This is a genomic window from Acidisoma sp., from assembly GCF_965199065.1.
In the GTDB taxonomy this organism is placed as follows: Bacteria; Pseudomonadota; Alphaproteobacteria; order Acetobacterales; family Acetobacteraceae; genus Acidisoma.
In genome coordinates, this window is sequence record NZ_CBDAQN010000003.1 from 723,175 (window position 1) to 735,340 (window position 12,166).

13 protein-coding genes are annotated in these 12,166 nt (G+C 63.8%); 3 read left to right on the plus strand and 10 right to left on the minus strand.

What is annotated here, in order from left to right; genetic code table 11:
- Positions 1-64 precede the first annotated feature (64 nt).
- From ACOEQ1_RS11460 to ACOEQ1_RS11500, 9 genes are read right to left on the minus strand one after another with little or no spacing between them, the layout of a single operon-like run.
- Entirely contained in the window at positions 65-946 is an 882-nt protein-coding gene (locus ACOEQ1_RS11460; protein WP_419759380.1) for a glycoside hydrolase family 73 protein, read from the minus strand.
- A complete protein-coding gene (gene flgI, locus ACOEQ1_RS11465; RefSeq protein ID WP_419760685.1) occupies positions 946-2,067 on the minus strand; it encodes a flagellar basal body P-ring protein FlgI in 1,122 nt (373 codons plus the stop codon). The genes ACOEQ1_RS11460 and flgI overlap by 1 nt, the downstream gene beginning before the upstream one ends.
- Positions 2,031-2,741 carry a flagellar basal body L-ring protein FlgH gene (locus tag ACOEQ1_RS11470; protein WP_419759381.1) on the minus strand — a complete coding sequence of 237 codons (711 nt, stop codon included), beginning with the start codon at positions 2,739-2,741 and terminating at the stop codon, positions 2,031-2,033. Before ACOEQ1_RS11470 ends, flgI begins: the two co-directional genes overlap by 37 nt.
- A complete protein-coding gene (flgG, locus tag ACOEQ1_RS11475; RefSeq protein WP_419759382.1) occupies positions 2,738-3,529 on the minus strand; it encodes a flagellar basal-body rod protein FlgG in 792 nt (263 codons plus the stop codon). The genes ACOEQ1_RS11470 and flgG overlap by 4 nt, the downstream gene beginning before the upstream one ends.
- Before the next feature lie 9 nt (positions 3,530-3,538).
- On the minus strand, positions 3,539-4,282 hold the full coding sequence (locus ACOEQ1_RS11480; protein WP_419759383.1) for a flagellar hook-basal body complex protein: 744 nt from the start codon (positions 4,280-4,282) through the stop codon (positions 3,539-3,541).
- A 3-nt stretch (positions 4,283-4,285) separates the two neighbouring features.
- A complete protein-coding gene (locus ACOEQ1_RS11485) occupies positions 4,286-5,698 on the minus strand; it encodes a flagellar hook protein FlgE (RefSeq protein WP_419759384.1) in 1,413 nt (470 codons plus the stop codon).
- Positions 5,695-6,402: a flagellar hook assembly protein FlgD gene (locus ACOEQ1_RS11490; RefSeq protein WP_419759385.1), complete on the minus strand. Its 708-nt coding sequence runs from the start codon at positions 6,400-6,402 to the stop codon at positions 5,695-5,697. The genes ACOEQ1_RS11485 and ACOEQ1_RS11490 overlap by 4 nt, the downstream gene beginning before the upstream one ends.
- Positions 6,402-6,875 (minus strand): flagellar basal body rod protein FlgC, encoded by a 474-nt coding sequence (gene flgC, locus ACOEQ1_RS11495; protein ID WP_419759386.1) that lies wholly within the window; start codon positions 6,873-6,875, stop codon positions 6,402-6,404. The genes ACOEQ1_RS11490 and flgC overlap by 1 nt, the downstream gene beginning before the upstream one ends.
- A 1-nt stretch (position 6,876) precedes the next feature.
- Positions 6,877-7,239: a flagellar basal body rod protein FlgB gene (locus ACOEQ1_RS11500; protein ID WP_419759387.1), complete on the minus strand. Its 363-nt coding sequence runs from the start codon at positions 7,237-7,239 to the stop codon at positions 6,877-6,879.
- A 350-nt stretch (positions 7,240-7,589) separates the two neighbouring features.
- On the opposite strand from ACOEQ1_RS11500, the gene ACOEQ1_RS11505 reads away from it, so the two are divergent.
- The 3 genes from ACOEQ1_RS11505 to ACOEQ1_RS11515 are packed head-to-tail and all read left to right on the plus strand — an operon-like array spanning position 7,590 to position 10,457.
- Positions 7,590-7,892, plus strand: coding sequence for a flagellar hook-basal body complex protein FliE (locus tag ACOEQ1_RS11505; RefSeq protein WP_419759388.1), 303 nt, complete (start codon positions 7,590-7,592; stop codon positions 7,890-7,892).
- Positions 7,892-9,451, plus strand: coding sequence for a flagellar M-ring protein FliF C-terminal domain-containing protein (locus ACOEQ1_RS11510; protein WP_419759389.1), 1,560 nt, complete (start codon positions 7,892-7,894; stop codon positions 9,449-9,451). Before ACOEQ1_RS11505 ends, ACOEQ1_RS11510 begins: the two co-directional genes overlap by 1 nt.
- A gap of 7 nt (positions 9,452-9,458) precedes the next feature.
- The gene (locus ACOEQ1_RS11515; protein ID WP_419759390.1) at positions 9,459-10,457 is read left to right on the plus strand and encodes a flagellar motor switch protein FliG; all 999 of its coding nucleotides are present in this window, start codon (positions 9,459-9,461) and stop codon (positions 10,455-10,457) included.
- Between the two features lie 724 nt (positions 10,458-11,181).
- On the opposite strand, the gene ACOEQ1_RS11520 is transcribed toward ACOEQ1_RS11515, so the two are convergent.
- The gene (locus ACOEQ1_RS11520; protein ID WP_419759391.1) at positions 11,182-11,613 is read right to left on the minus strand and encodes a hypothetical protein; all 432 of its coding nucleotides are present in this window, start codon (positions 11,611-11,613) and stop codon (positions 11,182-11,184) included.
- Positions 11,614-12,166: the final 553 nt, after the last annotated feature.

Genomic DNA, 12,166 nt, shown 5'->3' on the forward strand with positions numbered 1-12,166 from the left:
CTATAAGACCCTGTTGCCTGCTGAAGTGCTATTCGAAGGAAGAGCTAGGAGCTTGTCTTCATCATCAGTCGGCGGGTGCGGTCTCCGCGCCGACCGCCTGAAGCATCTGCTCCATCATCGGAGACTGCGATATCATGATAATCTTTGACGCATAGTTGCTGTCCGTGGCGAAACCGCCCGCCTGCAACGCATTGGCAAAACTCGTGACCGACCCGTGGCCGACAACATTTTGAAAATTCGACTGGATGAGCCGGATGTAATCCGTGACGCAGGCTGCGGGCGTGCTGTAATCGCGGAAACTCGCGGTTCGCGGCACCAATGACCCATTTATCATTTCGTGTGTGGCCTGGACCGTGGAGGCTTGGCCGGCCGCCGCCTTGATGCCGAACATGTTGTTGCCGGGCACGGCGCTCCCCCAGCCCGTCTCCAACGCCGCTTGCGCGAGAAGACCTACGGGCGGCACGCCGAGAACGGACGCTGCGACCCGAATGGCAGGCCAGATGGATCGCGCAAGCTCGGCCGCATGCGCCACAAGCACTGCGCTGCTCGCGGCGCCGCTCGCCTCGCTACCGGCGGCGTCGTCTGGTCCGCTGGCCGCGCCGGCAGGTATCGCCGCGGCAGGCCCGCCCGCCACCGCGGTTGCATCCGCCGGGGACGGACCGGCCCCTGCCAAGGCCGGCGGCGATGACGCGCGGCCGCCGATCTGGCGCAGCGTTGCCGAGGTGAGCCCGGTGTCATATTTTCCAAAGTCATGTTCAGCGATGTCCCATGAGAACAGACTTTGGTAGGCATCCGAGCCGGCCCCGAGAGTATCGGCATCGAGCCCATTCTTGTTCATTTCGGAGAGCATGTTGTACCACATCAGCCCTTCCATCTTCCGGACCTCGCTCCCGCCGCTCGGGCGTGCCTCCTGAGCGGCTGCGGCATTCAAAGCCTGGACCGTCATCAGATCACCTTCACGACACCGGTGATGGCACCGGCAAGTTTGAGCGCCTGCACGATCGCCACCAGATCCGCGGGCGTCGCACCCACGGCGTCGAGGGCCTGCGCGACCTCTGCCAAAGTTGCCCGGTGCGGCAGATAGATCACGTCCGCCTTGCCCTGCTTCGCGCTCACAACCGTGTTCTGAACGCCTGCCGTCACGCCACTGCTGAAGGGCGCCGGCTGGCTTACCCCGTTGATCGTTTGAATGCTGACGGTGAGGTTGCCGTGCGACACGACGGCCGGCCCAAGCTCGACTCCCGCATTCATGACGATCGTGCCGCTCTGCGCGTCGACCACGATCGTTGGTTCCTGATCGGCGGGGATGATCGGCAGCGAGAGCACTCCCGCCATGAAGCGGACCGAGTTGGTGCCACCACCGGGAAGATCGACCTCGCCCGGCGTTACGGCGGAGGCGGCAGCGGGACCGTAGGTCCGGTCGATGACGTCGGCGATCTGCTGCGCCCCCTGGTAGCTCGGCGTGTTGACCATGAGCCGGGTCATGCCATCCTGCGAGAAGCTTGCTGGGATGGCGACCGAGAGGATGACGCCGCTTGGCAAGGAGCCGACGGTCGGGATGTTCGTGGTCTGCGAACTCCCGCCCGCGCTCACGGCAAAACCGCTGACCAGCAAGGGGCCTTGGGCCTGACCGAAAACCTGCCCGTTGCCGCCTCGCAATGGCGTCGGCAGCAGTACGCCACCAGCCAGAGAACTGGCATTGCCGACAGCGGAGACGATCGCATCCACGCGCTGACCGGCGGCTGAGAACGGTGGGACCTCCGCTGTCACCATCACCGATGCAACATCGTTCGGCTGCATGAAGGACACGTTGGTCAATGTGATCCCCATGTTGCGCAGCATATTGAGGATGCTCTGCTCCGTGTAGGGCACCTCCGTTGTCTGATCACCGGTTCCAGGCAGGCCGACGACCAGCCCGTACCCGTAGAGCTGGTTCGCCGGCGCTCCTGCCACAGTGACCAGGCCGCCGATCGTCGTCGACTCTGCCGCGCGTGGCGTGGCCGGCGCGAGGACGATCAGCCCCAGGAGAGCTAGAACGGCCAGATTTTGGCGAGGATTTGTTGTAATAGCGGCACCCGATGCGCATCGTTGATGGGACCATTGCCGACATACTGAACGTTCATGTCGGCGACGTTGTTGGAACTTATGGTGGCGTTGGCCGTGATATCATCCGGACTGGCGTAGCCGGTCACGACAATCGCGTTGACGTTACCGTTCACGTTGACGTTCGTTCGGCCTTCGAGAGCCAGAGTACCGTTGGGATCGACTCTCGTCACAACCGCTTCGACCTCACCGGTGATGTTATTCGAGGCGGTTTCGCTTCCGGTTCCGTCGTATGCGTTGCTTGATGACGTGTTGATCGTCGGCGAGAACGGTGTTCCGGCGAGGCTTCCGAAATTCAGCGGAACGCCGAAGAAGCTGGTCACGCTGTTGGCGATCGTGCCTTCGCGCTTGAGCGAGGCCGCATCGTTGTTGACTGCGGTCGTGCTGGTAACGATATCGATCGCGACGAGATCCCCTGCCCGCCAGTCTCGCTTCGGTTCGTAGATGGAACCCGAGCTTGCCGAGGGAAACACCGAGCCATCTTCGGCGGTGGGACCGCGCGACACCGAAATCGGGAAGACGGAAGCGGGCACGAGCGCCTGCGAGCCCGGCGCCTTCGTCGCGCAGCCACCGAGAAGGCCCAGGCAGACGATGCCGCCCACGCTGCGCCAGCTTGCGATGCTGCCGGTCAGGATCACGCCTGCGCCGCCTGCGCCAGGTAGTTCAGCTGATTGTCCACCGCAGACACAACCTGCGTACCAAGCTGGTAGGCGCGTTCCGCCGCAATCATGCTGACCATGGACTGCACGACATCCACGTTCGACGATTCCAGATAGTTCTGGTTCACCGAGCCTAGCCCGTTGGTCTGCGGCGCCCCGCTGATGGCCGCACCGCTGGATGATGTGTTCTCGAGAAGATTGTCGCCCAGCGGCTGAAGGCCCTGAGGGTTGACGAAGTTTGCGAGCTGCACCTGCCCCACCTGATTGGCCTTCTGCGACCCAGGCAGCGTCACCGATACTGTCCCATCGGTTCCGATCGTCACGCTGGTCGCATTGGCCGCGATGGATATGTTCGGCAGCACCTGGTAGCCGCTCGAGGTCACGAGCTGCCCGTTGGAGTTGAGCTGGAAACTGCCGTCACGGGTATAGGCGGTGTTGCCGTTTGGCAGCACGACCTGGAAATAGCCCGAGCCGTTGATCGCCATGTTGAGCGGATTGCCGGTGTTGGTGAGCGACCCTTGCGTCAGCACATCCGAGATAGCGGCCGTCTTGACGCCCGTTCCGAGTTCGAGGCCGGACGGGTACTGCGTCTGCCCTGTGGACTGAGCGCCGGGCTGGATGCCATCCTGATACAGCAGCGTCTGGAACTGCGGCATTTCGGACTTGAAGCCTGTCGTGTTGACGTTCGCCAGATTGTCCGCGATCGTGTCCATCATCGTCTGGCTGGCCTGAAGGCCCGTCGCCATCGTGTCGAGTGCGTGATCCATCGATCGTCCCTATCCTTGCGCCAGAAAAGTATTCAGCTGCTGCCCGTTGCCGGATTGAGCCTTCATCAACTCCGTCTGAAGCTGGTAGGATCTGCTTGCATCGACCAGTTCGACCATCTCGCTGGTCGGGTTCACGTTGCTCGCGTTCAGGTATCCCTGGCTGACGGACCCGTTCTGCGACTGCTGGAGCGCGTTCGGATCGGCCGGCGCGAATAGCGATCCACCCAGCGAGGTCATCGCAGCAGACGGGGTCGCCACAAGGTTGATCTGGCCATAGGTCTGCGACTGCGCGCCCGGTTGAGACGCCGGCACGCCGGAGATGGTTCCATCCGAGCCGATCGAGAGACTCGACAGCTTTGGCAGGCTGATGGGACTGCCGCCGACGCTCATCACGGGGTTGCCATCGCTGTCGGCAAGAATGCCGTCCGAGGTAACCTGCACGGCGCCATTGCGCGTCAGCGCCGGCCCATTCGCGGTTTGAACCTCGAGCCAGGCGTTACCGGTCAGGCCGACGTCCATCGGGTTCCCGGTATGCGTCAGCGGTCCTGCCTTGGTGTCGGCGCCGGGCGTCAGCGCCACCACGTCCGCCCCCGCAGGCGCCGCGCCACCTGCATAGGGCGCGGCCTCCGTGAGCGCCTGCACGGCAGAGTAGCCAGGCGTCTGCAGGTTGGCGAGGTTGGAGGACAAAGCCTCCATCCGAGCGCCCACGGCCTGCAGACCGGCCATCGTCGTGTAGAAGGCGTCAATGCTCATGGCTTAGATCTGCGACAGCCTGGTGAAGTCGGTCTGCTCCGTCTGGATTGTCGTCGCGTTCGCTTCGTAGGCCTGCTGATACTGGATGAGATCGACGAGAGCGGTCGAGGTCGACACGTTCGACTGTTCAAGATTGCCGCTCAGAATTGTGCCCGCCTGCCCCGCGCCCGGCGTGTCGATGACCGGCGTGCCCGAGCTCGTGCTTTGGGCATAGAGATTGCCGGAGATCGACTGGAGACCCTCCTGATTGATGAAGTTCGCGATTGCGAGCTTACCGGCGACCGAAGTTTGGCCGTTGCTGTAATTCGCGGTCACCGCGCCGGTCGAGGCGATGGTCGTCCCTGTGTAGTTCCCGGGAGAGTAACCGTCGTTCGTCGTTCCGGCGATTGCGAAGTTCTGCGAACCGAGCGTGGAGCCGCTGAAGTCGAAGGTGAGCGTCGAGTTTGCGGTGCCGTTGCCCCAGTTGACGGTCATGGGCGCCGTATACACGCCCGCGCCCGCCGTTGTGTCGGCATTGCTGCTCGATGCCAGAGTTCCGGCCGAGTTGAACGTGAGCGTCGTCAGCAGAAGTGGCGTCGTCGTGGTGGTGACCGCCTGGCCGACCGCCGTGGGTGGGTTCGGGCTGGACACCGAAACGTCGTTGGACGCCGATGGCGCCGACGGTGCCGCGCCCACGGTTGCGCTGACACCGACGGAGGATCCGGTCGATGTCGCAGGCAGGGCGTAGACATTCCAGGAGTTCGCCGCGGTCTGCGTGTAATAGAGATTGACCGAATTCGCGTTCCCCTGGGAATCATAGGCAACGGCGGAGGTCGCTTCGTTGAACGTGCCGGCCGCCGGACTGCCCGCGCTCGAGGCGCCTGAATTGGCCGCCGTCGAGGTTGCATAGCCAGTCGTGGTGTAAGACGGGGCCGCTGCGGCGGCGATGATCGCATCGCCGGAGTTGAGGTTGGTCACGACGCCGACGCTCGCCGAGGGCTTGGCCGCAAGGGCGCCTGTATTGACCGTGATCGGCCCGAGGCCGCCGGTGACGGTCCCCGTGCTGTTCGTCGGATAGCCCTGCACATGGTTCCCGGCCGTCGTCACCAGGTTGCCGGACGAGTTCAGCTGAAAGGCGCCGTCCCGGGTGTACTGCTGCTCGCCGTTGTTGTTGATGACGAAAAGGCCGCTGCCCTGAACCAGGGCATCGAGAGAATTACCGGTGGCGACCTGACTGCCTTGGGTGAGGTTCGAGTCTAATCCTGCAGACTGCACGCCGATCCCGGGGACGCCCGATTGGTTGGCGGCGTAGACATCCGCGAACAACTGCGACTGGCTCTTGAAACCGTCGGTGCTCGCATTAGCGAGATCGTTCGATGTCGCGTTAAGTCCAGTCTGTGCGGCGGTCAGACCCGCAGCTGCCGTGTTAATGCTCATGACGTGGTGCCTCCAAGAACCGATTGAATGGATGAGACGGGGACGGCGGTCGATGTGCCTTGCACGCTGAAGGTCTGCGTGCCGTCCGACACATTGACGCCGTCGACGGTGTAGACGGTGGAAGGCGTCACCGAGACTGCGGCACCGGAGGTGCCGTTCGCAGTGACCTGATAGGTGTAATGTGTGCCGGCTGTGCCGTTGCCCCAGGTAAAGCTGTTCTGGCCGGCAGCCAGAGGACCGAGTTGCTTCGTGCCGGCGACGATGCCCGACGGCGACAGAATGGTGACCGTCGCGTTCTGGGCGGCGCTGGCGAGGCTGAAGGCGCCGGTCGCCACCCCCGCGCTATTCGGGATCAGGTCGTTGCCCGCGACCGTCACCTGTTTCCCGACCAAAGACGAAGCCTGCGCGAGCTGGGACGCTGCGCCGCCGGTCTCGATGCCGCTCACCGTGGTGTTGAGCTGATTGATCCCGTTGACCGTGGAGATCTGAGCAAATTCGGAGGCAAGCTGCGTCGGATCGGCTGGGTTTGTCGGCGACTGATATTTCAGCTGAGCTGTCAGAAGCTGGATGAAGTCGGTCTGCGTCAGCGCCGCCGCGGATCCCGCGCTACCCGTGGTCCCGGAGGTCGTGGCGCCGGTGCCCGCCGTCGTCGAGGCTGCGGCCGATACGGAGGCGGTTGAAGCTGGAACGGCAAGGTTGGTCATCAGGAAACCTCGAAGCTTGAGAGCATCTGTTGATCGACGCGTCCTGCCTGCTGCAGAACCGCAACGGCCGCTCCGTAGCTGTTGGATGCGTCGATCAGATCGACCATCTGCCCCACTTGCGAAACATTGGAGCCGGTGACGTAGCCAGTGGCGTCGGCGTAAGGGCTGCCGGGATTGTAATTTTTGGCGGGCGTTGCATTGCTCAGGACCGTCCCGACGACGCGAACGCCGAGATCCGGCGCGGCGGACGCCGCATCGGGGCTGGAGCTGTCTGTCGCGATCTGGCCGCTATCCGCGTCCTCTCCATTGGGACCATCCAATGGCGTCGGCTGAAACACCACTTCATGCGCTCGATAAGGGGTGCCACCGGGAGGCGTGACGGAATCGGCATTGGCGAGATTGGAGGCGATGACGCCCATCCGCGTGTTCTGCGCGTCGAGTGCACTGCCAACGATCGAAAATATATCGGCCATGTCAGCTCCCGCTCGGGTTCGGCCGCAAGGCTGTTACCAGATCCGCTGTCGACTGGTGCAGAAAGGTCGTGGCTCCGATCATGCGTTCACCATTCTCCGCCGCTTCCAGCCGTTCATTGTCAGGCGCGACATCGTTGCCGTCCAATGCCACCGTATCGTCGGCCCGATAACCGGGCGCCGCCGCCGCTATGGCATCCGCGTCCGGAGATGACGCCAGCTCGGCACTCATCGCCATATCGAACGGTATGTCCTGCGCCTTGAAGCCCGGCGTATCCGAATTCGCGATGTTGTTCGCGATCAGTGCCGCCCGCTGCTGCGCCACATCAAGAACCGAGCCATAGAAATTAAGAAATCCCACCTGCATTCTCGCCCTGCCCCCGCTTCAGATCCATCAAACCCGTTCGTCCAGCCAAACTCATTGAAGCTGCTAGTAACAGTGGTGTGCTTTATAAAACACTAATTGTCATTCATCATCATTGTGGACAGGTGAAGTCCCCAATCATCGCAACTGATTTGTGATGAAGTTTCATTCAAAACGTTTTGTTAATCTTTGCCGGGCTATGGGGAGATGGCCGGCGCGATCGGCATCTTGAGCAAATTAGAACGGTTCATGTCGCGTTAGGTACACCAGCGTACACAGCCAAGATCACGGCATTCGCAGCGAGCGCGGCCGGGATCTGTTCCTTCTACTCACATCGTTATGGGTGATCCTACATGGCGGTCAGTGCATTAACGTCTGTCCAGTCCCTCTTCCCCGATACCGCGGGGGCCTCGGCTGCGTCCTCGCCCGGCTCCGGTAACTTCCTCAGCCTCATAGATACGGCGTTGCGCGGCGTCAGTGATACGCAAAGCGCGGCGTCGGCGGCTGAATCGGGCTACACCGTCGGCGCCCCGGGTGCGACGCTCGGCCATGCGCTGGTTACCAGCGACCGGGCCGAGGTTGCCTGGAACGCCACGGTTGCGGTCCGCAATGAGGTCGTTGCTGCTTACCAATCAGTCATGAGCATGCAGTTCTGATGCCTGACTGGCAGAAATATTTGAGCGCAGGGCGTGGGCAGCTTGCCCGCGTTCCGACAGTGGGGTGGGCTGCCGCCGGGGTCATCGGTCTTTCCCTCGGCGTCGCGCTTTATCTGGAGACGGGGGCTCCGCCTTATGTCGCGCTCGAAGAAGGTTTGTCGCCGGCGGATGGTGGGGCCGTCATCGCCCAGCTACAGAAGCTGGGCATTCCCTATCAGCTTCAGGCGGCCGGCGATGTAATCCTTGTGCCGCAGTCGCAGTTGGCCGCTGCGCGGTTGCAGCTCGGCGCGGCGCAAGTTCCCGGCACGACCGCTACGAATGGCTGGGACAAGGTAGAAAACGCGCCGATGACGGCGTCGGACCTCGCACAGACGACAATGGCGGATCAGGCGCTAGAGGCGTCTCTCGAGCAATCCATCGATAGTCTCTCCGGGATCAGTTCGGCGCAGGTATTTCTGGCCATGCCGCAGGATACACCGTTTCTCGCTGATCAGCCGAAGTCGACCGCTTCGGTCATCATAGCGGCCAAGGACGTCGATGCGATGTCTGACGGCCCTGCAATTGCAAGCCTTGTCGCCGGCGCGGTGCCGGGACTGCAGACGCCGCAAGTGACGGTCACGACCACATCCGGAACGAAGGTCTTCCCTACCGGGAGCCAGCTGACGATCGGTTCTCAGTTCGCCGAGATCAGCACGATCGAGAATCTCGCCGTTGCGCGGGTGACAACTTTGCTGCTCCCGCTCGTCGGAATGGGGCATTTTCGTGTCGGTGCCTCCGCCGATCTCGATTTCACGCATGAGCAGGTCCACCAGATCAGCTACGGCCCTAATCAGATCATCTCGCATCAGGACCGCAGCCAGAGCACGCAGACGGGCACTCAGTCCTCGGCCATGGGCATACCGGGCGCGCTCTCGAACGAGCCGCCGGCCGCGACCACGGCGGCGGTGCCGCCCGCTCCGGCGCCGGGTACGACCGGCGCGGGAGCTGGCGGCACAGGCGCCGCACCGGCACCGTCCGCCACACCGGCGCAACCACAGCCGCAGCGCAGCAGCAGCAACGCCAGCCAGACGTATCTCACCGACCAGAGCGACCGCGACATGACCATGCCTGATTGGTCGGTCAAAGCGATTGCCATCTCGGCGGTTTTGGACAAAGCGGCTTTGCGCGGCATGACGATCGACCAGGTGAAGGCCGCCATCGCCGGCGCGTTTTCCTACCCGCATGTCACCGTTACCGTTCTCGCCGCACCCTTCGCTCAACCGCCGGGCCTGGGGCAGACTTTGATTCAACAGGCGCTGGGTCCGCTTTCCCATGCGATCCTCGAAGTTCTGGCGGCCATTGCCCTGCTCTTTGGAGCCGCCCTGCCTATGGGCCGGCGCATCAGCACGATGGCAATCCCCCGCCGGGTCATCGCTGTTCCCGCGCCGCGGCCGGCTGCGGTCAACCTCACGGCTGAGCTGCCGCCGCCGCTAGAATTTCATTCCCTGCGTGAGCAGGCAGCAAAGAATATTCCTGGTGTAGCAAGGCTTTTGCAGAGTTGGGTGGACGAACTTGAGTGATCGCAACATGACACCCGCCGAAAGACCGCTGAGTGGCGCAGAGCGCGCTGCCCTCGTTCTGCGTGAGTTGGGCGAGGGGCTCGCAATCGACATTCTGCGCCAGATGGATGAGCAGGCGATCACCAAGATTTCTGTAGCAATGACGACGCTGCCCAAGCTTTCTTACGACCTACGGCAGGATGTCATTACCAGCTTCGCCAAGGATTTCGGCGTATCCGACATCGGCGAAGACGGGATGAAATTCATCACGCAGGTGCTCACATCCGCCCTCGGTGAGACGCAGGCACGCCTTATCATCGATGCGCTGAGCAAGACGGACCGGCAGTCGCCCTTTCATAAGATCGACCCGCAAACGTTGGCGATCCAGATGTCGACGGAGCGGCCGCAGACGATTGCCCTGTTGCTTGCGCATGTTCCGCACGAGACCGGAGCGTCGATGCTCTCGTACCTTCCGGAGCCGCTGGCGGCGAGTGCCCTGTATCGGTTCACCCTGCTCGACGCGGTGTCACCTGGTGCGGTGAAGGAGCTACGCGAGATGATCGGCGAAATCATGGCCAGCAATGCAGGCGGTGGACGGCAGCTCGCCAACCTCGGTGGCGCGCGTCACGCGGCCGACATTCTCAATCTCCTTCAGACCGGCCTTTCGGACCGGATGCTGAGCGCGATCGAGGAGCGCGACAACGAGACCGCCGACAAAATCCGCGAAAACCTCTTTACCTTCATTGATCTCAGCAAGCTCAGCGACCGGTCCATTCAGGTGCTGTTGCGCGAAGTTCCGAGCGACCGGCTCATCGCCGCACTTCGTCTCGTGGACGAGACGGTCCGCACGAAATTCTTCACCAACATGTCCAGCCGCACGGTGGATCTGATGAAGGAGGAGCTGACCAACGGGCCGCCCTTGCGAAGGTCGGAGGCGCTGGCGGCTCAGAACGAGGTTGTCGCAGCCGCACTCCGCCTTGCGGGGGAAGGTCGTATTGTTATCAACTCGACTGAAGAGCTTATCTGATGGACCCGCTTCTCAGACAGGGCTCCACGACTGCCGCCGGCCACGTCACCGCGCACGCCCATCGTTTGCCTACGACTGCAAGTGCGGAATGGGCGGAGGCAATGTCCGGCGCAGAGGCGCCACAGGGACAGCGGACAGGCAATCCGGCGCCGACGGCGCAGTCTATCCCGATCGTCGGGCGGGAACACGCAAGCATCGCGTCCGGCGACGAAGCTCCGGTTGCCGATGCCGGCACCGGGGCCGCGGCGGAGGTCTCAGGGACGATAGCCGCTACCGTCGACGCCGGCTCCGGAAACGCCGACATCCAAACCCCGGCCGAGGCGGATGACGCTACAAGCCCACTCATTTTGCCGTCACAGCAGCCGATGTCCGGCGTCGCCGCGAAAGATGCCTCCTCAGCATCCAGCCGCGGAGCGACAGGCGCCTTCCAAAGCGGGAAGATCGCGCTACCGGCTGCAGACCTGTCTCCAAAAGACGATGCCGCGCCACGGACGGCCTTGGTGCCTCAGACTGCGTTGCCCGCAAGATCGGACGCGGACCAGGCGCCTGGGCCCCTCGGCCGCAGCCATACGGCCAACCGGCAGTCGGCTGCCAAGGACGCCGTGCCTTCGGCGAAAACCGGCGCCACCGGCCGCAAGACCATGACCGCACGCATGCAGCAAGCCAGTGCCGCCGGCACCCCGGCACCTCAGCCAGCAGCCGCGGCCATGGTGGTGCCTGCAGTTCAACCGCAGCACGCGCCTCTGGAGCAACCAGCCGCCTCACCAACCGTAACGGTCCTGGCGGCCATCTCGGCGCCCGCTGGGCTCCTGACGCAGTCAATCGCGGGCTCATCGGCAACGGGGGGCAACGGCGGGACAATGACGACACCGCCTGCCGATAATGCCGGCGCATCCCCGTTTCCGGCGGCCACGTCATCGACCGGCGGAGACCACCCGCCACAGAGCGCGCCCACAGTGATGTCCGGCTCCGGCGACGCGATGACCGCTACGGTTAGCGCCGCCGCGCCGACGCTAACCGACACCGCGGCGGACCTGTCATCGACCGCTGCGACCAGCCCGGCGCCGGCAACAACGTCCGGCGTCAGCAGCGCGCCAACCGCTCCCGCCAGTGCCGCCGCACGCCCTCCGACGCTCGGCGCGGCGAGACGAGGCAACCTGGCCGCCATTGAGCCACAGCCCCGTGTGGTTGGGGGCGGCCATCCTGTCGCCACCACGCAGGCTGCGCGGCCTTTCGAAGCCTGGGCCGAAAGTCGCGGCTCAGCCTCCTTCGGCACGCCGTCTCAATCCCCGTCGCCGGCGGCGGGGATGGACCGCCCGCTTGGGCTTGTTCAGTCCGTTTCGACCTTGGAACCGCACAAGCGCGCGCTTCCAACCGCGGAGCAACCGGGGCCCTCAGCCGAGCCGCCAGCGATCGCCTCTGCGCCCTCACCTCCCGGTACGGCGCCGCCTGCCAGATCAGCCGGAGTATCGCCGTCCGTTGCCGCAGCCGATGTCACGTCGTCTCAGGCGCCAGCGACCGGACAGGCGGGGGCACGCGCTGGTGCCGATCGTGACGACAGAAGCACGGCTCAGGCACCAACCGAGAACTCATTCGCCACTGTCGTCGCCCCTCTGCCATCGACGGCGCCGACAAGTCGTCCAGGCACGATAACGGCGCCGGCCCTGCAGCCCGACGATGCGACGGTCCATGCGGCTGCGCCTTCCACA

Bases quoted from the DNA above. Each gene is read 5' to 3' on its own strand.
- ACOEQ1_RS11460 (WP_419759380.1), bottom strand. From the start codon at position 946: ATGACGGTCCAGGCTTTGAATGCCGCAGCCGCTCAGGAGGCACGCCCG.
- flgG (WP_419759382.1), bottom strand. From the start codon at position 3,529: ATGGATCACGCACTCGACACGATGGCGACGGGCCTTCAGGCCAGCCAG.
- ACOEQ1_RS11480 (WP_419759383.1), bottom strand. From the start codon at position 4,282: ATGAGCATTGACGCCTTCTACACGACGATGGCCGGTCTGCAGGCCGTG.
- ACOEQ1_RS11485 (WP_419759384.1), bottom strand. From the start codon at position 5,698: ATGAGCATTAACACGGCAGCTGCGGGTCTGACCGCCGCACAGACTGGA.
- ACOEQ1_RS11490 (WP_419759385.1), bottom strand. From the start codon at position 6,402: ATGACCAACCTTGCCGTTCCAGCTTCAACCGCCTCCGTATCGGCCGCA.
- flgC (WP_419759386.1), bottom strand. From the start codon at position 6,875: ATGGCCGATATATTTTCGATCGTTGGCAGTGCACTCGACGCGCAGAAC.
- ACOEQ1_RS11500 (WP_419759387.1), bottom strand. From the start codon at position 7,239: ATGCAGGTGGGATTTCTTAATTTCTATGGCTCGGTTCTTGATGTGGCG.
- ACOEQ1_RS11505 (WP_419759388.1), top strand. From the start codon at position 7,590: ATGGCGGTCAGTGCATTAACGTCTGTCCAGTCCCTCTTCCCCGATACC.
- ACOEQ1_RS11510 (WP_419759389.1), top strand. From the start codon at position 7,892: ATGCCTGACTGGCAGAAATATTTGAGCGCAGGGCGTGGGCAGCTTGCC.
- ACOEQ1_RS11515 (WP_419759390.1), top strand. From the start codon at position 9,459: ATGACACCCGCCGAAAGACCGCTGAGTGGCGCAGAGCGCGCTGCCCTC.